This window comes from Streptomyces purpurogeneiscleroticus (genome assembly GCF_020024005.1).
Lineage (GTDB): Bacteria > Actinomycetota > Actinomycetes > Streptomycetales > Streptomycetaceae > Streptomyces > Streptomyces purpurogeneiscleroticus.
This window is the reverse complement of record NZ_NHSG01000174.1, coordinates 1-21,296: the sequence shown is the minus strand read 5'-3', so window position 1 is coordinate 21,296 and position 21,296 is coordinate 1. Positions and strand designations below refer to the sequence as shown.

Here is a 21,296-nt window from a genome sequence, read left to right as displayed (position 1 = left end):
GCTCCCCGTCCGCGCCCACCACCACCGCCGACGAGCTGGCCGACCGGGGTGCCGCCATCAAGGCGCGCCGGAAGGCGGCGAACGCCACCCCCTTCAAGCTCTTCCTCCGCCGGATCGCGAACATCTTCGTCCCGCTGATCCCGGCTCTGATCGGCTGCGGCATCATCGCCGGCATCAACGGCCTGCTCACCAACCTCGGCTGGCTGCCCTCCCTCGTCCCCGCGCTCACCGCCATCGCCTCCGGCTTCATGGCCCTGATCGCGGTGTTCGTCGGCTACAACACGGCGAAGGAGTTCGGCGGCACCCCGATCCTCGGCGGCGCGGTCGCCGCGATCATCGTCTTCCCCGGCGTCGCGGACATCACCGCGTTCGGCCAGCAGCTCTCCCCGGGCCAGGGCGGCGTACTGGGCGCACTGGGCGCCGCGGTACTGGCCGTCCACATCGAGAAGTGGTGCCGCAGATGGGTGCCCGAATCCCTCGACGTCCTCGTCACCCCCACCCTCACGGTCCTGCTCACCGGCCTGGTGACGATCTTCGGCCTGATGTACGCGGCGGGCGAGGTGTCCGCCGCGATCGGTACGGCCGCCAACTGGCTCCTCGCCCACGGCGGCGCGCTCGCCGGCTTCGTCCTCGGCGGCCTGTTCCTCCCGCTGGTGATGCTCGGCCTCCACCAGGCCCTCATCCCCATCCACACCACCCTCATCGAGCAGCAGAACTACACGGTCCTGCTGCCGATCCTCGCCATGGCGGGCGCGGGCCAGGTGGGCGCGGCCATCGCCGTCTACCTCCGCCTCCCCCGCAACGGCTCGATCCGTACGACCATCAAGTCGGCCCTCCCCGCCGGCTTCCTCGGCGTCGGCGAGCCCCTGATCTACGGCGTCTCGCTCCCCCTCGGCCGCCCCTTCATCACCGCCTGCGTCGGCGGCGCGTTCGGCGGCGCATTCGTCGGCCTCTTCAACCAGCTCGGCACGGCCGTCGGCTCCACCGCCATCGGCCCCTCCGGCTGGGCCCTCTTCCCCCTCCTCAAGGGCAACCACGACCTGGCCGCCACCGCCCTCATCTACGCCATCGGCCTCCTGGCCGGCTACCTCGTCGGCTTCCTGGCCACCTACTTCTTCGGCTTCAGCAAACAAATGCTGACCGATCTGAACGCCGACGCCAACGCTGCGCGCTCCCCGGTGGCCGGCGGCACGGGGACCGGCTCGGCCGCCGCCGGCGGCGGCCCCTCCACGGCGAAGGAGCCCGCGTCCGTCTGACCCGGCAGCCACGACAGCGACGACAGCCGTGGAAACGCCCGAGGGCGGCACCCCGTGATGGGGTGCCGCCCTCGGTTCGTACAGCGATGAACAGCTGATCCGTTCCCGGGAGGGGGGATCAGAAGTCCATGTCACCGCCCGGCATGCCGCCCGGGGCGCCGCCCGCGGCGGCCTTCTCCGGCTTGTCGGCGATGACGGCCTCGGTGGTGAGGAAGAGCGCCGCGATGGAGGCGGCGTTCTGCAGCGCGGAGCGGGTGACCTTGGCGGGGTCGATGATGCCCTCGGCGATCATGTCGACGTACTCGCCGGTCGCGGCGTTCAGGCCGTGGCCGACGGCCAGGTTGCGCACCTTCTCCACCACGACGCCGCCCTCGAGGCCGCCGTTGACGGAGATCTGCTTCAGCGGGGCCTCCAGGGCCAGCTTCACAGCGGCGGCACCGGTGGCCTCGTCGCCCTCGAGCTCGAGCTTCTCGAAGACCGAGGAAGCCTGCAGCAGGGCGACGCCACCGCCGGCGACGATGCCCTCCTCGACGGCCGCCTTCGCGTTGCGAACGGCGTCCTCGATGCGGTGCTTGCGCTCCTTGAGCTCGACCTCGGTCGCGGCACCGGCCTTGATGACCGCAACACCGCCGGCGAGCTTCGCCAGGCGCTCCTGCAGCTTCTCGCGGTCGTAGTCCGAGTCGCTGTTCTCGATCTCGGCGCGGATCTGGTTGACGCGGCCCTGAACCTGCTCGCTGTCACCGGCACCGTCGACGATGGTGGTCTCGTCCTTGGTGATGACGACCTTGCGGGCGCGGCCCAGGAGGTCCAGACCGGCGTTCTCGAGCTTGAGGCCGACCTCCTCGGAGATGACGGTGCCACCGGTGAGGATGGCGATGTCGCCGAGCATGGCCTTGCGGCGGTCACCGAAGCCCGGGGCCTTCACGGCGACGGACTTGAAGGTGCCACGGATCTTGTTGACGACCAGGGTCGACAGGGCCTCGCCCTCGACGTCCTCCGCGATGATCAGCAGCGGCTTGCCCGACTGCATGACCTTCTCCAGCAGCGGAAGGAGGTCCTTCACGTTGGAGATCTTGGAGTTGACGATCAGGATGTACGGGTCGTCGAGCGACGCCTCCATACGCTCCATGTCGGTGGCGAAGTACGCCGAGATGTAGCCCTTGTCGAAGCGCATACCCTCGGTGAGCTCGAGCTCCAGACCGAAGGTCTGGGACTCCTCGACGGTGATGACGCCTTCCTTGCCGACCTTGTCCATGGCCTCGGCGATGAGCTCACCGATCTGGGTGTCGGCGGCGGAGATGGAGGCGGTGGAGGCGATCTGCTCCTTGGTCTCCACGTCCTTCGCCTGCTCCAGCAGGGCGGCGGAGACGGCCTCGACGGCGCGCTCGATGCCGCGCTTCAGGGCCATCGGGTTGGCGCCGGCCGCGACGTTGCGCAGGCCCTCGCGGACCAGGGCCTGGGCCAGGACGGTCGCGGTCGTCGTGCCGTCACCGGCGACGTCGTCCGTCTTCTTCGCGACCTCCTTGACCAGCTCGGCGCCGATCTTCTCGTACGGGTCCTCGAGCTCGATCTCCTTGGCGATGGAGACACCATCGTTGGTGATCGTGGGGGCGCCCCACTTCTTCTCAAGGACGACGTTGCGGCCCTTGGGGCCAAGGGTGACCTTGACGGCGTCGGCGAGCTGGTTCATCCCGCGCTCGAGACCGCGCCGTGCCTCCTCGTCGAACGCGATGATCTTGGCCATGTGAAGTGGTCCTCCCGGACAGGGGTGGAAACGCAGTGGACCGCGCTGGTGCCCGCGACGGACGGCCTGCAGCCCAGTGGTTCCCTGCCCCACCGGGCCGCGGGCCTCACCGGCCCGATCCGAAGTTCTGTCACTCTCACCTTCAGAGTGCTAACGCAATGATTAGCACTCGACCCCCTCGAGTGCAAGCGCCTCAGCCCAGGCTGCGGGATCGTGCGGCAGCACCGCAAGGGCCCGGGCCAGCGCACACCCGTGCACACGGGCGGGCGCGCACCCGTACACACGAGCCGGCGCGCCCCCGTGCACAACAGAAGGCCCGCGCCCCCTCAAGGGGGCACGGGCCTCCGTACGCTGCAGTCGGTCGGCGCTCAGCCGGCCACGCGAACCATGTCCGCCTGCGGCCCCTTCTGGCCCTGCGAGATCTCGAACTCGACCCGCTGACCTTCCTCAAGGGTGCGGTAGCCGTCCATCTGGATCGCGCTGTAGTGGACGAAAACATCCGCACCACCGTCGACCGCGATGAAGCCGTACCCCTTCTCCGCGTTGAACCACTTGACGGTGCCCTGAGCCATTCCTAACTCCCCTATTGCTGGCCCTTGCGCAGGACCGCACTCCGCGGACCCGGGTCAGACCTCACCCCCAAGGAGGGTGTGCGCCGGAACGCGTCGACCGCCGCTGAATGTATCTGCACCAATGCCCAGCGCAACAGGTCAATCGGACGAGAATTCTGCCCACGACCATTCGCCGATTTGCGGCGAAGTCTAAATAATTCAGGGCAAGCCGGGCCGGGCATAGCTCATCAACGCGACAAAATGCGCACACACTTTGGGCACATCTTGTCGCGTTCTCATATGCGTGGGGCACGCGCGCGAAGAGGATTCACCTCAACTGTATCGCCTTTAACGACATGGAATCGCCCCGTCCGCTTTTGCTGCGGACGGGGCGATTCCGGGAGGCATATGCGGGCACCCACGAGACGATGCACAGGGGGCGCACACAGGGCGCACTAAAGGCGTGCGCAGGCGGCGACGGACTTCAGCAGCCGCCGGCCACCGCGGGGATGATCGAGACGCCCGCGCCGTCCGGCGTCGGGGTCTCCAGGCCCTGCTCGAAGCGCACGTCGTCGTCGTTGACGTAGACGTTCACGAAGCGGCGCAGCTTGCCCTGGTCGTCCAGGACGCGGGCCGAGATGCCGTTGTGGTTCTTCTCCAGGTCCGCGATGACCTCGGAGAGGGTCGCGCCCTCGGCGGCGACCTCGGCCTGGCCGCCGGTGTAGGTGCGGAGGATGGTGGGGATGCGGACGCTGACGCTCATGGGGTTCTTCTACCTTCCAGGTTCCGGGAAAACGAGTACATGGGCTCCGCGGCGCGGCGGAGCTGGGAGGCGGCGCGGGCCCGCCGAACGGGCCCGCCGGAACCCCCTACTTGTCGAGACCGGCCTCGCGGAACGCGTCCAGGCTCGGGCGGATGGTCGCGGTCGGGCCGGTGGTCGGCGCCACGGCGTCCAGCGTCTTCAGGCCGTCACCGGTGTTGAGGACGACGAGGGACTTCGCCGGGTCGATCTGCCCGTTCTCGATGAGCTTCTTGGTGACGCCGACGGTCACGCCGCCCGCGGTCTCCGCGAAGATGCCCTCCGTACGGGCCAGCAGCTTGATCGCGTCCACGACCTGCTCGTCGTTGACGTCCTCGACCGCGCCGCCGGTGCGCCGGGCGATGTCCAGCACGTACGGGCCGTCGGCCGGGTTGCCGATGGCCAGCGACTTGGCGATGGTGTTCGGCTTCTGCGGGCGTACGACGTCGTGGCCGGCCTTGAAGGCGGTGGACACCGGCGAGCAGCCCTCGGCCTGGGCGCCGAAGATCTTGTACGGCTTGTCCTCGACGAGGCCGAGCGCGATGAGCTCCTTGAGCCCCTTGTCGATCTTCGTGAGCTGCGAGCCCGAGGCGATCGGGATGACCAGCTGGTCCGGGAGCTCCCAGCCGAGCTGCTCACAGATCTCGTACGCGAGCGTCTTGGAGCCCTCGCCGTAGTACGGGCGGAGGTTGACGTTCACGAAGCCCCAGCCCTCGCCCAGCGGGTCGCCGATGAGCTCGGAGCAGAAGCGGTTGACGTCGTCGTAGTTGCCCTCGATGCCGACCAGGTCGCCGCCGTACACCGCGGCCATGACGACCTTGCCGGCCTCCAGGTCGTGCGGGATGAACACGCAGGAGCGGAAGCCCGCCCGGCGCGCCGCGGCGCCGACCGCACCGGCCAGGTTGCCGGTGGAGGAGCAGGACAGGGTGGTGAAGCCGAAGGCGCGGGCGGCCTCGACGGCGATCGCCACGACGCGGTCCTTGAAGGAGTGCGTCGGGTTGCCGGAGTCGTCCTTCACGTACAGGCCGCCGGTGACGCCCAGCTCGGCGGCGAGGCGGTCGGCCTGGACCAGCTTGGTGAAGCCCGGGTTGAGGTTGGGCTTGTCGGCCACGTCGGCGGGGACGGGCAGCAGCGGCGCGTAGCGCCAGATGTTGTTCGGACCGGCCTCGATCTGCTTCTTCAAGCCCTCGGGGTCGCCGCTCGGCAGGTCGTATGCCACTTCGAGCGGCCCGAAACATTCCTGGCACGCGAAGATCGGGCCGAGCGGGAAGCGCGTACCGCACTCGCGGCAGGACAGCGCGGCGGCGGGACCGAGGGAGACGGTGGAGGTGGTTTCTGCAGCTTGCACAGCCATGGAGGCGAGGCCCTTTCTCCTCATCTTCCTCGCGGCGCATCTCGCCGCGAGACGGATTTGGCACCTTCCCTAGCCGGGAGCCTCGCGCGGCGGACTTCAGTGTCCTGGCGGCAAGACCGGCTGGAGGGTTGCCGGGGCTTCAACGGGCCGTATCCCTCTGCCCCTCTGGATGAGCGGTATGGCCTGCGTTCGAAACACAGGCGTTTGTTCAGCGGTGACCCCGGCATGCGGTGGTCATCCGCGTTGTTCAAGACTGTAACCGAAGGCGTGCACGGTTGAGATAGTCGTCCGATGCGCGAGATGGATCACTTTAGGGAGACGGATACGTGCTGGAAGAGGTGGAGCGCTGGCTGGCCGGCCGCTCCTGGTCTGCCGCCGACCGACCGCTCGACCAGCTGCTGGCCGCGAAGAGCCGCACCGGGCAGACGGTCAGCGTAGTGCTGCCCGCGCTCGACGAGGAGGCCACGGTCGGCACGATCGTGGAGATCATCCGTCGCGATCTGATGTCCGCGGCGGCGCCCCTGGTCGACGAGCTGGTCGTGGTGGACTCCGGCTCCACCGACCGCACCGCCGAGGTCGCGGCCGCCGCGGGCGCCCGGGTCGTGCACCGCGACGCGATCCTGCCGCGGCTGGCGACGGTGCCCGGCAAGGGCGAGGTGCTGTGGCGCTCGCTGCTGGCCACCGGCGGCGACATCGTCTGCTTCGTCGACGCCGACCTGCGCGAGTTCTCCGCCGCCTTCGTCTCCGGGATCGTCGGGCCGCTGCTCACCGACCCCGAGGTGCAGTTCGTGAAGGCGATGTACGACCGGCCGCTCGGCGAGGGCGCCGGCGGCCCGAAGGCGGGCCAGGGGGGACGGGTCACCGAGCTGGTGGCCCGCCCGCTGCTCAATCTGCACTGGCCGCAGCTGGCCGGCTTCGTCCAGCCGCTGGGCGGCGAATACGCGGCCCGCCGGTCGCTGCTGGAGCGGCTGCCCTTCCCCGTCGGGTACGGCGTCGAGCTGGGCCTGCTGGTCGACGCGCTGCACACGGTCGGCCTGGACGCGCTGGCGCAGGTGGACGTGGGCGTGCGCAAGCACCGGCACCAGGACGGGCAGGCGCTCGGCCGGATGGCCGCGGCGATCTACCGCACCGCCCAGCTCCGGCTGGCACGCGGGCACCTCGTACGGCCCCGGCTCACCCAGTTCGACCGCGGCGAGGAGGGCGGGTTCGTCCCGCGGACGACCGACGTGGACACCGAGGAGCGGCCGCCGATGCGCGGCATACCGGAGTACGCGGAGCGGCGCGCGGCATGAGGACGGGGCGGCCGCACGTTTGAGCGGATCTGTCGCGGGTTAGGTCATCGGCATGGTCTCCTCCAGCTCAGGTGCCCAGGTTCTCGTCGCGTCCAACCGCGGTCCGGTCTCCTACGCCTTGGGCGAGGACGGCACGCTGACCTCCCGGCGCGGCGGTGGCGGTCTGGTCTCCGGCCTGTCGGCCATCGGCCCGGACGCCGGGGCGGTGTGGGTGTGCGCCGCGCTCGGCGACGGCGACCGCGAGGCGGCCCGGCGGGCCGCCGCCGGCGACGGGCTGCTGGACCCCGGCGACACCGGCGGACAGTCCGTCCGGATGCTGGACATCGCGCCCGAGGTCTTCGCCGACGCGTACAACGGCGTCGCCAACTCCGTGCTGTGGTTCGTCCACCACCTGCTCTACCAGACGCCGCTGGAGCCCGCGTTCGACGCGGATTTCCGCAGCCAGTGGGCGTCGTACGAGGCGTACAACGCCGCCTTCGCCGACGCGCTCGCCGAGGCCGCGGCGCCCGGCGCGGCCGTCCTCGTGCAGGACTACCACCTCACGCTGGTCCCGGGGCTGCTCCGCGAGCGCCGCCCCGACCTGCGCATCGGCCACTTCTCGCACACCCCCTGGGCGCCGCCGGACTACTTCCGGCTGCTGCCGGACGACGTGGCGGCCGAGGTGCTGCGCGGCATCCTGGGCGGCGACCGGGCAGCATTCCTGACCCACCGCTGGGCCGCGGCGTTCGCGGAGTGCTGCGCCGTGGTGCTGGGCGCCGAGGTCGCCAGAGACGGGGACGCGGGGCTGCGCGTCACGTACGAGGGCCGGACCACCCGGCTCGGGGTGCACGGCCTGGGCGCCGACGCGGACTTCCTGCGCGAGCGCTCCCGGCAGCCGGACGTCGACGAGCGGCTGGCGGACCTGCGCGGGCAGATCGGCACCGGAGAGGACGGCGCGCCGCGGAAGACGATCGTCCGGGTGGACCGTACGGAGCTGTCGAAGAACATCGTGCGCGGCCTCCAGGCGTACCGGCGGCTGCTGACCGACCGGCCCGAGTGGCGCGGCCGGGTGGTGCACATAGCGTTCGCCTACCCCTCGCGGCAGGACCTGGCGGTGTACCGGCAGTACACCGAGGAGGTCGGGCGGCTGGCGGAAGAGATCAACGACGAGTTCGGCACGGACGGCTGGCTGCCGGTCGTGCTGCACGTCAAGGACGACTTCGCGCGCTCCCTGGCCGCCTACCGGCTCGCCGACGTCGCGCTGGTCAACCCGATCCGCGACGGCATGAATCTGGTCGCGAAGGAGGTGCCGGTGGTGTCCGAGGCGGGCTGCGCGCTGGTGCTCTCCCGGGAGGCCGGGGCCTGCGCGGAGCTGGCGGAGGACGCGCTGGTGGTCAATCCGTACGACATCGGGGGCACGGCCGAGGCGCTGCACGCGGCGCTGACCATGCCGCTCGATGAGCGGGCCGAGCGCGCCAAGCGGTTGGCGGCGGCGGCGACGGCGCTGCCGCCGGCGCAGTGGTTCCTGGAGCAGCTTCGGGCGCTGCGGGGCTGAGCCGGCCGGGTTCCGGGGTGCCCCGGGCGGTGGGCTTTCCGGCTGTCCCGCCGTTGTGGCTGGTCGCGCAGTTCCCCGCGCCCCTGGGGCTGCGCCCCTGCGGGGCGCGCCCTCAGGCGTGCGTCGCGATCGCTTCTGCCAGCCTCGTCAGCAGTTCGACGACGCCCTGTGGGCCCGGTACCACCAGGTCCGCGCGGTCCGCCAGTTCCTCGGCGCCCTCGCCCGCCGTCGCCGAGCTGCACACCAGTACTCCGGGCAGGCCCTCGGCGCGGAGCGCGTCGACGGCGGCGTAGGCGGCCAGGTCCCCGAGGTCGTCGCCCGCGTAGAGAACCGCACCGGCCTCCACCTCGCGTACGTACGAGGTGAGCGCGACGCCCTTGTCGACGCCGGGCGGGCGCAGCTCCAGGACGAAACGGCCCGGCTCGACGATCAGGCCGTGCCGCTCGGCGAGCGCGGCCAGCGGCGCGCGCAGCGCCTCGAAGGTGCCCTGCGGGTCGGCGGTGCGGCGGGTGTGCACGGCGACGGCCCGGCCACCCTTGGTCTCGATCGCGGCCTCGATCGTGGCCTCGATCTCGGCGTCGGCCGGCCCGTCCTGCCAGGCGCCTGAGTCCGCCAGCAGGCCCGGCAGCTCGGCGGTCGCCGCGGCGACGCCCGGCGGCGGCGCGGGCGCCTCGATCCGGCCGGTGGCGGCCTCCCAGCGCTCCGCGCCGTAGTGGCCGAGGACGACGAGGTGGTCCAGGCCGTCCGCGTCGGCGAAGCCGCCGAGCCGGACGGCCGTCTCCGCCGGACGGCCGGTGATCACTACGACGGCGCGCAGCAGCGGGGCGAGGCGTGTGAGCGCTTGGACCACGCCGGGGTGCGCGCGGGCCTGCTCGGGGTCGGGGACGATGCCGGCGAGGGTGCCGTCGAAGTCGAGCGCGACGACGGTGTCGGCCGGCCGGGCGAGAAAGCCGGCCAGGCCCGCACGGCCCGCTTCGGTCATCGGCTGCGCGAGGAGGTTCTCGGGGCTGCCCATGGGGCCGAGCCTATCGGTGGGGCGGGGCGTACGGAGGTCGTACGACGATCTCCAAGACGGCCGTCAGCGACGGGCCCGCCGCTGCTCCCGCACCCGGCGCAGGCGATTCACCGTCACCGGGTCGTGGGCCAGGGCCCGCGGGTCGTCCAGGAGGGCGTTGAGCAACTGGTAGTAGCGGGTCGGCGAGATGCCGAGCCGCTCCCGTATGGCGCGCTCCTTGGCGCCGGGCCCGGACCAGGAGCGGCGCTCCACGGCGAGCACGGCCTCGTCACGCGCTGACAGCCGCTCGGACGGCGATTCGGGGACCACACGACCACGATAGCCCCGCGGTACGACATCCCTACTGATCACCCGGCCGGGCGCCCCGCACCCGCCGGGCGTCACCGCGTCGCGCTGTCCGCCTCGTCCGCGGTGTTCTGGATGTCGGTGAGCACCGATGCGGGGTCGCCGTTCTTGCCGACCGCGTCGCCCATCTTGGCCTTGATGGTCTTGCTGACCAGCGGCCAGGAGGTCTTGTCGGCGGGGTAGAACTCCGCTTCCGGCAGCTGCTTCAGGAAGCCGTGCAGCTTCTTGTACTTGTCGTCGGCGAGCATGTTCTGGGAGGCGGAGACGGTGACCGGCAGCAGGCCGTAATCGCCGGAGAACCGCATGACGTTGTCCTCGTTGTAGACGAAATCGAGGAACTTGCCGATCTCGGCGCGGTGCCCGTTCTGCTTGAAGCCCATCATCCAGTCGGCGACGCCCATGGTGGACTTGGCCGGGCCGGTGATGCCGGGGAGGGCAACGGTGCCGTAGTCGACGCCCTTGGACTTGGCCTGCTGCATCAGCGTGGGGTGGCCGTTGAGCATGCCGACCTGGCCGCTCGCGAAGGCGTTGAAGCCGTCCTGCCGGTTGAGCTTCGCGGGGTCGGTGCCGGTCAGGCCCGGGGTGACAAGGTTGTCCTTGACCCACTTGAACGTGCGGATGTTCTGCCGCGAGTCGATCGTGTACTTGCCGATGGAGTCGGTGTAGCCGCCGTCCCCGCTCAGCATCCAGATCATGGTCTCGGCCTGGGTCTCCTCGGGGCCGAGCGGCAGCGCGAAGGGGGTCTTGACGCCCGCGGCCTTCAGGAGCTGCGCGTCCTGCTTGATGTCGGACCAGGTCTTGGGCGGGCTCGCGATGCCGGCCTGCTCGAAGAGCTTCTTGTTGTAGAAGAGGCGGCGCGTGCTGGCCCCGAAGGGCATGCCGTACTGGACGCGGTGGTACTCCCCCGCCTCCGCGAGGCCGGGCGTGAAGTCCGCCTGGGTGCTGATGGAGAGCAGGTCGTCGGCGCTGTAGAGCTTGCCCTCGGCGGCGTAGTCGGCGTAGGCGCCGATCTGGGCCATGTCGGGGGCGTTGCCGGCCTCGACCCGCTTCTCGACCTCCTTGTCGACGTCCTTCCAGCTGTAGACGTCGACGTCGACCTTGATGTGCGGGTGCTTGGCCTCGAACGCCTCGACCACGTCGTGCCAGTAGTGCTTGCTGGAGTTGGCGGCGCCGTCGCCGTAGTCGGCGGCGACCAGCTTCAGGGTGACGTCGTCGGCGCCCACGGGGCCGCCGGAGCAGGAGGCCAGTGTCAGCGTCATGGCTGTCGCGATACCCGCCGCCGCCAGGCTCTTGTAGCGTCGCTGTCCTGCCATTGCTGCCCTGTTCCGCCCTTTGAGTCCAGATGTGCCGTACGTTCCGGGACGCGCCGCGGCGGCGGGGATCACCCCCCGTCGGGCGCATGAGCTGCGAGTCTGCCCCGCACACCCTCACAAGGTCTACACCAAATGAGGTCTCCGTTTCGCATCAGCGAACCGGAACGCGGGCCTCCTCCGGACGGCCTCCCGGCCACCCCGCGCCCACGCCGCGCCCGGCGCCCGCCGGCTCCGGGTGCGCGACCTGCCGCCCAACTCCCTGTGTACGGCGCATGAACCGGCCCTCCGCCCCGGCACACCGACACCGAGCCCGTAGTGGACTAGACCTCTCGGCGCTTCTCGCGGGAGACTGTGCCGCGTGAGACATGTCATCGCGCTCGATGTGGGCGGCACCGGGATCAAGGCCGCGCTCGTCGGTACGGAGGCGCCGTCCTCCGCAGGGACGCCCGCCCGGCCGCCCGTCCTGCTGCACGAGGCGCGCCGCCCCACCGGACGCGAGCGCGGCCCCGAGGCGGTGGTCGGGACGATCCTCGACTTCGCCGCCGAGCTGCGCGACCTGGGTGCGCAGCGGTACGGCGCTCCCGCGGCGGCAGCCGGCGTCGCCGTCCCCGGCATCATCGACGAGGCCGGCGGCACCGCCGTGTACGCCGCCAACCTCGGCTGGCGGGACGTCCCGCTGCGCGCCCTCCTCTCGGAGCGGCTCGGCGGCGTCCCCGTGGCGCTCGGCCACGACGTGCGCACCGGCGGGCTCGCCGAGGGCCGGATCGGCGCGGGCAAGGGCGCCGACCGGTTCGTCTTCCTGCCGCTGGGCACCGGCATCGCGGCCGCCATCGGCATCGGCGGCCGGATCGAAGCCGGGGCGCACGGCAGCGCGGGCGAGATCGGGCACATCGTCGTACGCCCCCAGGGCGCGCCGTGCGGCTGCGGCCAGCGCGGCTGCCTGGAGACGCTGGCCTCCGCCGCCGCCGTCGGCCGGGCCTGGGCCGCCGCCTGCGGTGACCCGGACGCCACGGCGGCGGACGCCGCCAAAGCGGTCGAGTCCGGCGACCCGCGCGCCGTGGCCGTCTGGCAGGAGGCCGTCGACGCGCTCGCGGACGGCCTGGTCACCTGCCTCACGCTGCTCGATCCGCGGACCCTGATCATCGGCGGCGGGCTCGCCGAGGCGGGCGACACGCTGTTCGTGCCTCTGCGGGAGGCGGTCCGGCGGCGGGTTACCTTCCAGCCGCTCCCCTCGATCGTTCCCGCGGCGCTCGGGGACGCCGCCGGCTGCCTGGGCGCAGGACTGCTGGCCCGGGATCTTCTCTCCACGGAGGTAACTGCCTGATGGCGGACCGAACCATCCTCAGCGGCGCCCGGGTGGCGCTGCCCGCGGGCGTCGTCGACGGCCTCACCCTCACGGTCGACGGGCACCGGCTCGCCGTGGGCCCCGCGGCCGGCGGCACCACCGTCGACCTGTCCGGCCACCTGATCGTCCCCGGCTTCGTGGACATGCACGTGCACGGCGGGGGCGGCGGCTCGTTCTCCTCCGCCGACCCCGAGGAGTGCCTCAAGGTCGCCGGCACCCACCGCCGCCACGGCACCACCTCCATGGCCGCCTCCACCGTCACCGGCGACCTGGCCGACCTGGCCCGGCAGGCCGCCGTCCTCTCCGAACTGGTCGAGCAGGGCGAGCTGGCCGGCATCCACTTCGAGGGCCCGTTCATCTCGGCCCACCGCTGCGGCGCCCACCAGCCCGAACTGCTGCGCGACCCGGACCCGGCGGACGTCCGCAAGCTGGTCGACGCGGCCCGCGGCACGGCGAAGATGATGACCCTCGCCCCCGAACTGCCCGGCGGCCTGGACTCCGTACGCCTGCTGGCCGAGTCCGGCGTCATCGCGGCCATCGGCCACACCGACTCCTCGTACGACGCGACGCGCCAGGCCATCGACGCGGGCGCCACCGTCGCCACGCACCTCTTCAACGCCATGCCGGGCCTGAACCACCGCACCCCCGGCCCGATCGCCGCGCTCCTGGAGGACGAGCGGATCACCGTCGAGCTGATCAACGACGGCACCCATCTGCACCCGTCCGTGCTGCAGCTGGCGTTCCGTCACGCGGGCGCGGAGCGGGTCGCGTTCATCACCGACGCGATGGGCGCGGCCGGCATGAGCGACGGCATGTACCCGCTCGGCCCGATGGAGGTCGAGGTCAAGGACGGCGTTGCGCGCATCCACGGCGGCCCCACGGCCGGCTCGATCGCGGGCTCCACGCTCACCCTGGACCTCGCCTTCAAGCGGGCCGTCACGATCGACGGCATCGGCATCGAGGCAGCAGTACAGGCCCTGTCCGGCAACCCGGCCCGGCTGCTGGGCATCGACGACCGCACCGGCTCCATCGAGCCCGGCAAGGACGCCGACCTCGTCGTACTGAACGCGTCGTACGACCTGGTGGGCGTCATGCGCAGGGGCGAGTGGGTGGTACGGCCACCGCAGGCGGGGTAAGGAAGCAGGAGCGGACGGTCCGGGCGGCGCCCGCCCGGGCTGGGCCGATTGGTCCGCATCCGCGGCCCGGGCGGCACCTGCGCTCTGTGCCAACTGCCGTCGCCGATGGCATGATCGCTCGCGCACTCGTCCGTACCCGGCCGTAGACCACGGCCGTCCGACCACTGCGCGGGAGGGGGAACCATGATCCTCACGGTCACGCTGAACGCCGCACTCGACATCACCTACCGGGTACCGCGGCTCCGCCCGCGCGGCACCAACCGGGTGACCGAGGTGTCCGAACGCCCCGGCGGCAAGGGCCTGAACGTTGCCCGGGTGCTCGCCGCCCTGGGCCATGACACCGTCGCCACCGGATTCGCCGGCGGCGGCACCGGCGACGCGCTGCGCGCCATGCTCGCCCAGGAGACCGGCGTCACCGACGCGCTGGTACCGATCGCCGGCGCCACCCGGCGCACCATCGCCGTCGTGGACACCGCCGACGGCGACACGACCCAGCTCAACGAGCCGGGCCCGACCGTCTCCCCCGCCGAGTGGGAAGCCTTCCTCACCCGGTACCGCGAACTCCTCGACGGCGCCCAGGCGGTGGCCCTGTGCGGCAGCCTGCCGTCCGGCGTGCCCGTGGACGTGTACGCGCGCCTCACCCGTACGGCCCGCGCGGCCGGCGTCCCCGTCCTCCTCGACACCAGCGGCGAGCCGCTGCGCCGCGGCCTCGCGGCACGGCCCGACCTCGCCAAGCCCAACGCCGCCGAGCTGGCGTCGCTGACCGGGCACAACGAGCCGCTGCGGGCGGCGCGGGACGCGCGCCGCCGGGGCGCGCACACGGTCGCGGCCTCGCTCGGCGCGGACGGCATGCTCGCGGTGACCGCGGACGGCTCCTGGCAGGCCGCGCCGCCGCAGCGGATTGCGGGCAACCCCACGGGAGCGGGCGACTCGGCGGTGGCCGGGCTGCTGTCCGGCCTGGTGGAGGAGCTCTCCTGGCCGGACCGGCTGACCCGCGCGGTGGCCCTGTCGGCCGCGACGGTACGGGCCCAGACCGCGGGCGAATTCGACCGCGCCACGTACGAGGACCTGCTGGGGCGGGTCGCCGTGACGGAAGGGCCGGCCGCGGCCTGAGGCGGCGCGGGCCCCGGCCGGCGGTCCCGGCCGGCGGCCCCGCTACGGCTTGGTGACCTGGCCCGCCTTCAGCCACACCTGGTCAAGGTTGAAGTCGCACTTGTTCCCCTGCTCGCAGGAGATCTTGACCGTGTTGGTGCCCTTGGTGAGCTCGACCCAGGCGAAGGTGCGGGTCCAGCCCTTCGCCCAGTCGCCCTCCTGGGCCCCGGCGAAGTTCTTCATGTTGAGCTTGGAGTCGCGGGCCTTGCCGTTGATCGACAGAGTCGCGTCGGCGTCCTTGCCCGGGACGCCGTACCCGACGAAGACGGTGTACTGGCCGTCCTTCGGCGCATCCAGCTTCCAGGTGGCGGCGGCACCCGGCGTGTTCATGCCGGTGACGTACAGACCGCCGGCCGAGCGCGCCCCCGGAATGGCCTTGTCCGTGGTCGCCGTGCCGTCCAGCCGCAGGCTGCCCGCGTCGGCCTTGGGCAGGTCGGGCTCGGCCGGCTTGTCGGACGGCTTCTTGCTCGGCTCCACGTTCTCGCCCGCGGACGCCCCGGCGCCGCCGGCCTCGGCGGACTTGTCGTCGTCGCTGTTGGAGATCATCGCGACGCCGATGCCGACGCAGACCACGGCGACGACGGCGATGGCGCCGATCAGCAGGCCGTTGCGGTTGCGGCGGGGGCCCTGGTCCGCACCGGCACCGTGACCTGCCGGAGCGGCCTGGCGCGGCGCACCGTTCTGCAGCGTCTCGGGCGCCGCGTAGTGCGCGTTCTGCCGGCCGTACGCCTGCTGCGCCTGCTGGCCGTACTGGCGCTCGCCGACCGCGCGCACCTGGTTGTACGACCTCCTGGGAACGCCCGGCTGCCGCACCGCCGCGCCGTTGCCCGCCGATCCCTGCGCTGCCTCGCCGCCCTCCGAGCGGTAGAGGTAGCCGAACGGATCGTCGTTCTCCGGCGTGTCCGTGCCGTTACTACCGGCCGTCATTCCGCGTCACTCCCCAGCGGTCTTGCACTGATGTCTACGTGCTGATGTCTACATGCTTGTGAGGCCCCCGGCGGCCCGCGCCGCATCGGCGCAGCCTACCCGGTACGGAGCCGCGTACGCCGGTTCCGTACGGCCACAAGATCACTACAGGACGGTGAACGGCGGGCGCCCGGCGGGGTCGGCGGCGGTCAGCGCGGTGCGGCCGGCCTCCGGCGGACCGGAGGTGTCTTCGGACACATGGCTTGCCGAGGGGCGCAGGGTGGCGCGAAGGGGCGCCCGCCGGCTGCCGCCGGCCGCCCGGCGCTCAGCTCACCCGCCGGTTCGCCTTCGAGCGGGACCGCTTCTCGACGTACATCCGCTGGTCAGCGGATTGCAGGACCTCCTCGGCCGACATTCCGCAGCCCGCCCAGCCGATGCCGAAGCTGGCGCCGACCCGCACGGCCCGGCCGTCCACCCGGATCGGCGGAATGATCGCGTTCCGCAGGCGTACGGCCAGGTCCTCGGCGTCCGCCTTGCCCAGCCCGTCCGCCAGCACGACGAACTCGTCGCCGCCGAGCCGGGCGACCGTGTCCCCGTCCCGTACGCCGTTGGTCAGCCGCCGGGCCACCTCGATGAGCACCGCGTCACCCGTGTGGTGGCCGAACCGGTCGTTGATCGATTTGAAGCCGTCCAGGTCGCAGAAGAGCACGGCGAGCCCCTTGGCACCGTCGTCCTCGGGCCCGTCCGAGGGCGCGACCGCGTGCACGTGACTGTCGTACGCGGGGCCCGTCCGGGCCAGGTGGAAGCCCTCGAACGCCTCGGCGCCGCCGTCCGGCAGGAAGCCGTGCCCGTCGTCCTCCCCGCCGGCCGCCGAGGCGAACGCGTCCGCCTCGTCCGTACCGGGCGGCCGCGAGCACAGCCGGGCGCTGAGCCGGGTCCGCAGCTCGGCGCTGTTGGGCAGGCCGGTCAGCGCGTCGTGGCTGGCGCGGTGCGCGAGCTGCAGCTCGTGCCGCTTGCGCTCCTCGATGTCCTCGACGTGCGTGAGCAGGAAGCGCGGGCCGTCGGCGGTGTCGGCCACGACGCTGTTGCGCAGGCTCACCCAGACGTACGAGCCGTCCCGGCGGGCCAGCCGCAGCTCGGCGCGGCCGCCCTCGGCCGAGGTCCGCAGCAGCGTCCCGATGTCCTCCGGGTGCACCAGGTCGGAGAAGGCGTAGCGGCGCATCACGGACGCCGGCCGCCCCAGCAGCCGGCACAGCGCGTCGTTCGTCCGCAGCAGCCGGCCGTGCTGGTCGCCGCCCATCTCGGCGATGGCCATGCCGCTCGGCGCGTACTCGAATGCCTGCCGGAAGCTTTCCTCGCTCGCCCGCAGCGCCTGCTGCTCGCGCTCCAGACGGACCAGCGCACGCTGCATGTTTGCCCGAAGGCGGGCATTACTGATCGCAATCGCGGCCTGGAAAGCGAACATCTGCAACGCCTCGCGGCCCCAGGCGCCCGGACGGCGCCCGTTGCGCGGCCGGTCGACGGAGATCACGCCGAGCAGGTCGCCGCCCCCGGAGGACGCCGCGTACATGGGCGCGAAGAGGCGGTCCATCGGATGCCACTCGTCGGGGAAGCGCGGCGCGGGCCCGGCGGTGTGCCACTGCGGGACATCGTCGTCGTCCAGCACCCAGCCCTGGGTGTACGGGATGAAGCACAGGTCGCCCCAGCGCTCCCCCATGGACAGCCGGCGCTCCCAGGACTCCCTGGAGCCGACGCGGCCGGACAGCAGCGCCTCGGCGCCCGCGCTCCCGGCGACCGCGGCCACCACGAGGTCGCCGTCGGGCCGTACGAGATTGACCGCGGCGAGCTCATAGCCCAGCCCGGTGATCGCTCCGTCGGCGACGGCCTGCAGGGTGTCCGCAAGGCTGCGTGCGGTGTTCAGGTCGGCGACCACTTGGTGCAGCTGCCGCAGGGTCGCAAGACGGACGTATGGCTCCGACTCGGTCTCCATCGCTCGCTCTCCCTGAGACCTCGACAGCAACTCCAGGCTTTATGTCGTCCTCTAGTCGTCCGATTGCCACGGCCACTGAATCACAGTGAGCTGTACACCCGGTACACAGGGTCAACAATTACCCCTCGCTGTGACTCAAGTCACAGAACACGCCATGAAGTTACGAGTCCGTCAGAGGCCCCTCCCGGTGCCACGCCGACGTTTCCTTCTATGTGTTCGTAAACTTCCTGAACGCAAATTCCGCCGCTCCGGTACGCGCCGGCTCCGTCGGGGGTCCTAGGACGCGGCTGGTCCCAGGGCCCGATGCGGGCCGCCCGCGCTCCCGTTTAGCGTTCATGACGTGTTCACGAACAACCCTGCCGCCGCCGTCACCGATCCGCACACCGACCGGGAGCCCGGCCACGCCCCGGAAACCGGCCCTGACCGGGGGACCGACCCTGATCGGGAGATGATCCCGCATGCTGGTGGGGTGAGTGCCGACGAGTTCCGTGCCGCCCTGTCCCGGCTCGCCGCCGGGGTCGTACTGATCACCGCGCTCGACCCGGAGGACGATCCGGCCGACGAGGATGTCGCGGCCGGGGACGGTCTGCCGGTCGGGGAGGACGCGGGGATGACCGCCACCGCGTTCATGTCCGTCTCGCTCGATCCGCCGCTGGTGATGGTGAGCGTCCGCAACGACTCACGGATGGACGACGTCCTGGAGCGGCAGCCCCTGTGGGCCGTCTCCGTCCTGACGGAGAGCCAGCGCAACATCGCCGGCCAGTTCGCCATGAAGGGCCGCCTCAGCGACCGCCTCCTCTTCGCGAGCGTGCCGCACATACGGGGCGAGCGGACCGGCGCGGCGCTCGTGAAGGGCGCCCTCGCCACGATGGAGTGCCGCACGGAGCAGCGCGTCGTGGCCGGCGACCACACCCTCACGATCGGCCGCGTACTGACCGCCCACACCCCGAACATCGAGAGCAACCCGCTGACGTACTTCCGGGGGCGGTACCGGAAGCTGGGCTAGGCCCCGAGCCTCCGTCAGTGCCAGTCGCGGCCCGAACGGCCGCGCTTCGTGTCGCCGCGCTGCTTCTTCTCCCGCAGCCTGCGCTCATTGATGCCGCGCGGGATCCGCGTCTTGCGGCGCGGCTTCGGCGGCGGCGCGGACGCCTCCGCCAGCAGCGACGCGAGCCGCACCGCGGCCGTCTCGCGGTTGCGCCACTGGGAGCGGTGCTCGGACGCCCGTACGGACACCACGCCACCGTCGATCAGCCGCCCGCGCTCCCCCAGCCGCTGCAGCGCGCGGTCCTTCCAGACCTCGGGCAGCGCGTCGGTCGCAGCCAGGTCGAAGCGCAGCTCCACCTGGCTGTCGGAAGTGTTGACGTGCTGGCCGCCCGGCCCGGAAGACCGTGAGAAGCGCCAGACGAGCTCCGACTCCGGGAGGACGACCGAACCGCGGATGACATAGGGCCCGGACATGCCCCCATGATCCCGTGTCCGCCCCCGTTCCGTCACCCGGATTTGGTCGCTCATATGAATCTGCGGCCGGGGGCGGCATCAGGACTTGGCAAAGAAAGTAAAGGAAGCTGGAACCTCATGGTCCTTGGCAGTCGTTGTGCAGGATGACGGTAGCTTCGTCCGGAGTACGGAGCCCGATGATTCGACGAGGAAAGAGGGCACTCCCATGGCTGTAAGCCTGTCCAAGGGCGGCAACGTCTCGCTCACCAAGGAAGCGCCGGGCCTGACCGCCGTCACGGTCGGCCTCGGCTGGGACGTCCGCACCACCACGGGCACGGACTTCGACCTCGACGCGAGCGCGATCGCGGTCAACACGGCGGGCAAGGTCTTCTCGGACCAGCACTTCGTGTTCTTCAACAACAAGGCCACGCCGGACCAGTCCATCGTGCACACCGGTGACAACGTCACCGGCCAGGGCGAGGGCGACGACGAGCAGATCAACGTCAACCTCGCCGCGCTGCCCGCCGACATCGAGAAGATCGTCTTCCCGGTCTCGATCTACGACGCGGAGAACCGCAGCCAGAACTTCGGCCAGGTGCGGAACGCCTTCATCCGCATCGTCAACCAGGCCGGCGGCACCGAGATCGCGCGCTACGACCTCAGCGAGGACGCGGCCACCGAGACCGCGATGGTCTTCGGCGAGCTGTACCGCAACGGCGCGGAGTGGAAGTTCCGCGCGGTCGGCCAGGGCTACGCCTCGGGCCTGGTCGGCATCGCCCAGGACTTCGGCGTCAACGTCTGACCGTCAGGACCTGACGGCCGCCGTACCGCCCAGCGGACACGCGCGGCCCTGCGTACGGCCCGCCCCACGGCTGCCGTATGACGCGCCAGGAGGCCCGTCCGGCCCGCGTTCGCGCGGGCGGGCGGGCCTTCGGCGCGCGCGGAACTCCTTTGCGCCCGGCCGCGGCCCCGGCCGGCATGGGCCGTATGCCGCTCGTGCTGGAACCGCTCTCGTCGCTCCTCGCCGCACACGACGGACACCTTCCGCCGCCGCTCCTCGACGAGCTGACGGAGCTCTACGCGTCCAACGCCGCGTTCTTCGCCCTCAGCGGCGACTTCCCCGACCCGTACGCCATCCAGCGCGACGAGGTCGCCTCGAGCATCAACGGGGAGCTGGTCCACCCGGCCGCCGAGGTGCTGCTCGCCCGTGAGGACGGCAGCGGGCACGGCCGGCTGACCGGCCTGGCCGTCACCCTGACCGAGCACCCGGACCCGATCGACCCGTACCCGTGGATCGGCCTGCTCCTGATCCACGGCGCGTACCAACGCTCCGGCCGCGGCCGCCGGTTGGCGGCGCAGGTCGAGGAACGGCTGCGCGCGTCCGGCCACGACGGTGTACGCCTGGCCGTCCTGGACGCCAACCCCCAGGCACTCGTCTTCTGGTCGGCGCTCGGCTACCGCGCGATCGACCACCGCACGGACCACGCGATGAACCGCCCGTGCACGGTCCTGCACAAGGCCCTCTAGGCGGCTTCGACCGGCGGCGTCGCGGAGGGCTCGGCCGCCGGTGCGGCGAGTGCCGCCAGTTCGTCCAGGGACATGCCGAGCGTCGCGCCCAGCGCGGCGATCGTGAAGAACCCCGCCGTCGGCGCCCGCCCCGTTTCGATCTTGCGCAGCGTCTCCGCCGAGAGTCCCGCGGCCGCCGCGATCTCGACCATGCTGCGCTCGCCGCGCGCCGCCCGCAGCAGCGCGCCCAGCCGCTCGCCGCGCTCGCGTTCCCATGGAGTCAGAGGTGTACGGACCATGCCCGTGATACTAATACCGGTAAAGAAATACCGGTATAAAAATTGGCGACCGGCCGGCGACCGGCGTCGTCAGTCGTTTTCCGCGCCCGCGCCCGCGGCCGGCATCACGGAGGTTCACCCATGGTCGAGATCAAGACCGACACCGCGCTCGACGCCATGCGGCCCGCGGGCCGCGTCGTCGCCGACATCCTCACGGCCGTACGCGCGGCAGCCGTGCCCGGCGTGCGGCTGAGCGAGCTGGACGAGGTCGCCCGGTCGGTGCTGGCCGAGGCAGGCGCCACCTCCCCCTTCCTCCACTACCGCCCGTCCTTCGCACCCACCC

At 71.8% G+C, this 21,296-nt stretch carries 20 protein-coding genes, 1 pseudogene and 1 riboswitch; of the genes and pseudogenes, 10 read left to right on the top strand and 11 right to left on the bottom strand.

Annotated elements, in window-relative coordinates; translation table 11 throughout:
• Positions 1–1,256: PTS transporter subunit EIIC (locus CCS38_RS10665; protein WP_223732979.1), on the top strand; the 1,256-nt coding region annotated here is incomplete at its 5' end.
• A gap of 118 nt (positions 1,257–1,374) precedes the next feature.
• Here CCS38_RS10665 and groL read toward each other — a convergent pair.
• The 4 genes from groL to thrC all read right to left on the bottom strand — a co-directional run bounded on the left by groL (position 1,375) and on the right by thrC (position 5,704).
• Positions 1,375–3,000 carry a chaperonin GroEL gene (gene groL, locus CCS38_RS10660; protein ID WP_030254570.1) on the bottom strand — a complete coding sequence of 542 codons (1,626 nt, stop codon included), beginning with the start codon at positions 2,998–3,000 and terminating at the stop codon, positions 1,375–1,377.
• Between the two features lie 368 nt (positions 3,001–3,368).
• Positions 3,369–3,572: a cold-shock protein gene (locus CCS38_RS10655; protein WP_003986833.1), complete on the bottom strand. Its 204-nt coding sequence runs from the start codon at positions 3,570–3,572 to the stop codon at positions 3,369–3,371.
• Between the two features lie 463 nt (positions 3,573–4,035).
• Positions 4,036–4,314 carry a MoaD/ThiS family protein gene (locus tag CCS38_RS10650; protein WP_223732978.1) on the bottom strand — a complete coding sequence of 93 codons (279 nt, stop codon included), beginning with the start codon at positions 4,312–4,314 and terminating at the stop codon, positions 4,036–4,038.
• Positions 4,315–4,420: 106 nt separating this feature from the next.
• On the bottom strand, positions 4,421–5,704 hold the full coding sequence (gene thrC, locus CCS38_RS10645) for a threonine synthase (protein ID WP_223732977.1): 1,284 nt from the start codon (positions 5,702–5,704) through the stop codon (positions 4,421–4,423).
• Between the two features lie 17 nt (positions 5,705–5,721).
• Positions 5,722–5,880, bottom strand: a riboswitch (SAM riboswitch).
• Between the two features lie 150 nt (positions 5,881–6,030).
• Between thrC and CCS38_RS10640 the strand changes: the two genes are divergently transcribed.
• Together CCS38_RS10640 and CCS38_RS10635 are read left to right on the top strand one after the other, a co-directional pair.
• The gene (locus CCS38_RS10640) at positions 6,031–6,996 is read left to right on the top strand and encodes a glucosyl-3-phosphoglycerate synthase (protein WP_223732976.1); all 966 of its coding nucleotides are present in this window, start codon (positions 6,031–6,033) and stop codon (positions 6,994–6,996) included.
• Positions 6,997–7,048: 52 nt separating this feature from the next.
• Positions 7,049–8,530: an alpha,alpha-trehalose-phosphate synthase (UDP-forming) gene (locus CCS38_RS10635; RefSeq protein ID WP_223732975.1), complete on the top strand. Its 1,482-nt coding sequence runs from the start codon at positions 7,049–7,051 to the stop codon at positions 8,528–8,530.
• Between the two features lie 112 nt (positions 8,531–8,642).
• Here CCS38_RS10635 and CCS38_RS10630 read toward each other — a convergent pair whose 3' ends face one another.
• From CCS38_RS10630 to CCS38_RS10620, 3 genes are all read right to left on the bottom strand, one after another.
• The gene (locus CCS38_RS10630) at positions 8,643–9,545 is read right to left on the bottom strand and encodes a trehalose-phosphatase (protein WP_223732974.1); all 903 of its coding nucleotides are present in this window, start codon (positions 9,543–9,545) and stop codon (positions 8,643–8,645) included.
• Between the two features lie 63 nt (positions 9,546–9,608).
• Positions 9,609–9,854 carry a DUF3263 domain-containing protein gene (locus tag CCS38_RS10625; protein WP_223732973.1) on the bottom strand — a complete coding sequence of 82 codons (246 nt, stop codon included), beginning with the start codon at positions 9,852–9,854 and terminating at the stop codon, positions 9,609–9,611.
• A 71-nt stretch (positions 9,855–9,925) separates the two neighbouring features.
• On the bottom strand, positions 9,926–11,203 hold the full coding sequence (locus CCS38_RS10620; protein ID WP_223732972.1) for an extracellular solute-binding protein: 1,278 nt from the start codon (positions 11,201–11,203) through the stop codon (positions 9,926–9,928).
• Positions 11,204–11,561: 358 nt separating this feature from the next.
• Here CCS38_RS10620 and CCS38_RS10615 point away from each other — a divergent pair, with 358 nt between their 5' ends.
• The 3 genes from CCS38_RS10615 (at position 11,562) to pfkB (ending at position 14,797) form a co-directional block, all read left to right on the top strand.
• Positions 11,562–12,527, top strand: coding sequence for an ROK family protein (locus tag CCS38_RS10615; RefSeq protein ID WP_223732971.1), 966 nt, complete (start codon positions 11,562–11,564; stop codon positions 12,525–12,527).
• Positions 12,527–13,684: an N-acetylglucosamine-6-phosphate deacetylase gene (nagA, locus tag CCS38_RS10610; RefSeq protein WP_223732970.1), complete on the top strand. Its 1,158-nt coding sequence runs from the start codon at positions 12,527–12,529 to the stop codon at positions 13,682–13,684. The genes CCS38_RS10615 and nagA overlap by 1 nt, the downstream gene beginning before the upstream one ends.
• A gap of 183 nt (positions 13,685–13,867) precedes the next feature.
• A complete protein-coding gene (pfkB, locus tag CCS38_RS10605) occupies positions 13,868–14,797 on the top strand; it encodes a 1-phosphofructokinase (protein WP_223732969.1) in 930 nt (309 codons plus the stop codon).
• 42 nt (positions 14,798–14,839) lie between these two features.
• Here pfkB and CCS38_RS10600 read toward each other — a convergent pair whose 3' ends face one another.
• Both CCS38_RS10600 and cdgB read right to left on the bottom strand, forming a co-directional pair.
• Positions 14,840–15,763, bottom strand: coding sequence for a carbohydrate-binding protein (locus CCS38_RS10600; RefSeq protein WP_223732968.1), 924 nt, complete (start codon positions 15,761–15,763; stop codon positions 14,840–14,842).
• 304 nt (positions 15,764–16,067) lie between these two features.
• Positions 16,068–17,732, bottom strand: coding sequence for a diguanylate cyclase CdgB (gene cdgB / locus CCS38_RS10595; RefSeq protein ID WP_223732967.1), 1,665 nt, complete (start codon positions 17,730–17,732; stop codon positions 16,068–16,070).
• Positions 17,733–18,180: 448 nt separating this feature from the next.
• Between cdgB and CCS38_RS10590 the strand changes: the two genes are divergently transcribed.
• Positions 18,181–18,738: a flavin reductase family protein gene (locus tag CCS38_RS10590; RefSeq protein ID WP_223732980.1), complete on the top strand. Its 558-nt coding sequence runs from the start codon at positions 18,181–18,183 to the stop codon at positions 18,736–18,738.
• A gap of 14 nt (positions 18,739–18,752) precedes the next feature.
• Here the strand turns inward: CCS38_RS10590 and arfB are convergent, their stop codons facing one another.
• Positions 18,753–19,190 carry an alternative ribosome rescue aminoacyl-tRNA hydrolase ArfB gene (gene arfB / locus CCS38_RS10585; protein WP_223732966.1) on the bottom strand — a complete coding sequence of 146 codons (438 nt, stop codon included), beginning with the start codon at positions 19,188–19,190 and terminating at the stop codon, positions 18,753–18,755.
• A 205-nt stretch (positions 19,191–19,395) separates the two neighbouring features.
• On the opposite strand from arfB, the gene CCS38_RS10580 reads away from it, so the two are divergent.
• Both CCS38_RS10580 and CCS38_RS10575 read left to right on the top strand, forming a co-directional pair.
• The gene (locus tag CCS38_RS10580; protein ID WP_223732965.1) at positions 19,396–19,971 is read left to right on the top strand and encodes a TerD family protein; all 576 of its coding nucleotides are present in this window, start codon (positions 19,396–19,398) and stop codon (positions 19,969–19,971) included.
• A gap of 77 nt (positions 19,972–20,048) precedes the next feature.
• Complete coding sequence (locus tag CCS38_RS10575) at positions 20,049–20,696, top strand: GNAT family N-acetyltransferase (RefSeq protein WP_223732964.1); 648 nt, start codon at positions 20,049–20,051, stop codon at positions 20,694–20,696.
• Here CCS38_RS10575 and CCS38_RS10570 read toward each other — a convergent pair.
• Positions 20,693–20,974: a helix-turn-helix domain-containing protein gene (locus CCS38_RS10570; RefSeq protein ID WP_223732963.1), complete on the bottom strand. Its 282-nt coding sequence runs from the start codon at positions 20,972–20,974 to the stop codon at positions 20,693–20,695. The genes CCS38_RS10575 and CCS38_RS10570 overlap by 4 nt on opposite strands.
• A gap of 120 nt (positions 20,975–21,094) precedes the next feature.
• Between CCS38_RS10570 and CCS38_RS10565 the strand changes: the two are divergent.
• Positions 21,095–21,296, top strand: a pseudogene (locus CCS38_RS10565) (type I methionyl aminopeptidase); the annotation flags it as partial.

Bases quoted from the DNA above. Each gene is read 5' to 3' on its own strand.
- groL (WP_030254570.1), bottom strand. From the start codon at position 3,000: ATGGCCAAGATCATCGCGTTCGACGAGGAGGCACGGCGCGGTCTCGAG.
- CCS38_RS10655 (WP_003986833.1), bottom strand. From the start codon at position 3,572: ATGGCTCAGGGCACCGTCAAGTGGTTCAACGCGGAGAAGGGGTACGGC.
- CCS38_RS10650 (WP_223732978.1), bottom strand. From the start codon at position 4,314: ATGAGCGTCAGCGTCCGCATCCCCACCATCCTCCGCACCTACACCGGC.
- thrC (WP_223732977.1), bottom strand. From the start codon at position 5,704: ATGGCTGTGCAAGCTGCAGAAACCACCTCCACCGTCTCCCTCGGTCCC.
- CCS38_RS10635 (WP_223732975.1), top strand. From the start codon at position 7,049: ATGGTCTCCTCCAGCTCAGGTGCCCAGGTTCTCGTCGCGTCCAACCGC.
- CCS38_RS10630 (WP_223732974.1), bottom strand. From the start codon at position 9,545: ATGGGCAGCCCCGAGAACCTCCTCGCGCAGCCGATGACCGAAGCGGGC.
- CCS38_RS10620 (WP_223732972.1), bottom strand. From the start codon at position 11,203: ATGGCAGGACAGCGACGCTACAAGAGCCTGGCGGCGGCGGGTATCGCG.
- nagA (WP_223732970.1), top strand. From the start codon at position 12,527: ATGGCGGACCGAACCATCCTCAGCGGCGCCCGGGTGGCGCTGCCCGCG.
- pfkB (WP_223732969.1), top strand. From the start codon at position 13,868: ATGATCCTCACGGTCACGCTGAACGCCGCACTCGACATCACCTACCGG.
- CCS38_RS10600 (WP_223732968.1), bottom strand. From the start codon at position 15,763: ATGACGGCCGGTAGTAACGGCACGGACACGCCGGAGAACGACGATCCG.
- cdgB (WP_223732967.1), bottom strand. From the start codon at position 17,732: ATGGAGACCGAGTCGGAGCCATACGTCCGTCTTGCGACCCTGCGGCAG.
- CCS38_RS10590 (WP_223732980.1), top strand. From the start codon at position 18,181: ATGATCCCGCATGCTGGTGGGGTGAGTGCCGACGAGTTCCGTGCCGCC.
- arfB (WP_223732966.1), bottom strand. From the start codon at position 19,190: ATGTCCGGGCCCTATGTCATCCGCGGTTCGGTCGTCCTCCCGGAGTCG.
- CCS38_RS10580 (WP_223732965.1), top strand. From the start codon at position 19,396: ATGGCTGTAAGCCTGTCCAAGGGCGGCAACGTCTCGCTCACCAAGGAA.
- CCS38_RS10575 (WP_223732964.1), top strand. From the start codon at position 20,049: ATGACGCGCCAGGAGGCCCGTCCGGCCCGCGTTCGCGCGGGCGGGCGG.
- CCS38_RS10570 (WP_223732963.1), bottom strand. From the start codon at position 20,974: ATGGTCCGTACACCTCTGACTCCATGGGAACGCGAGCGCGGCGAGCGG.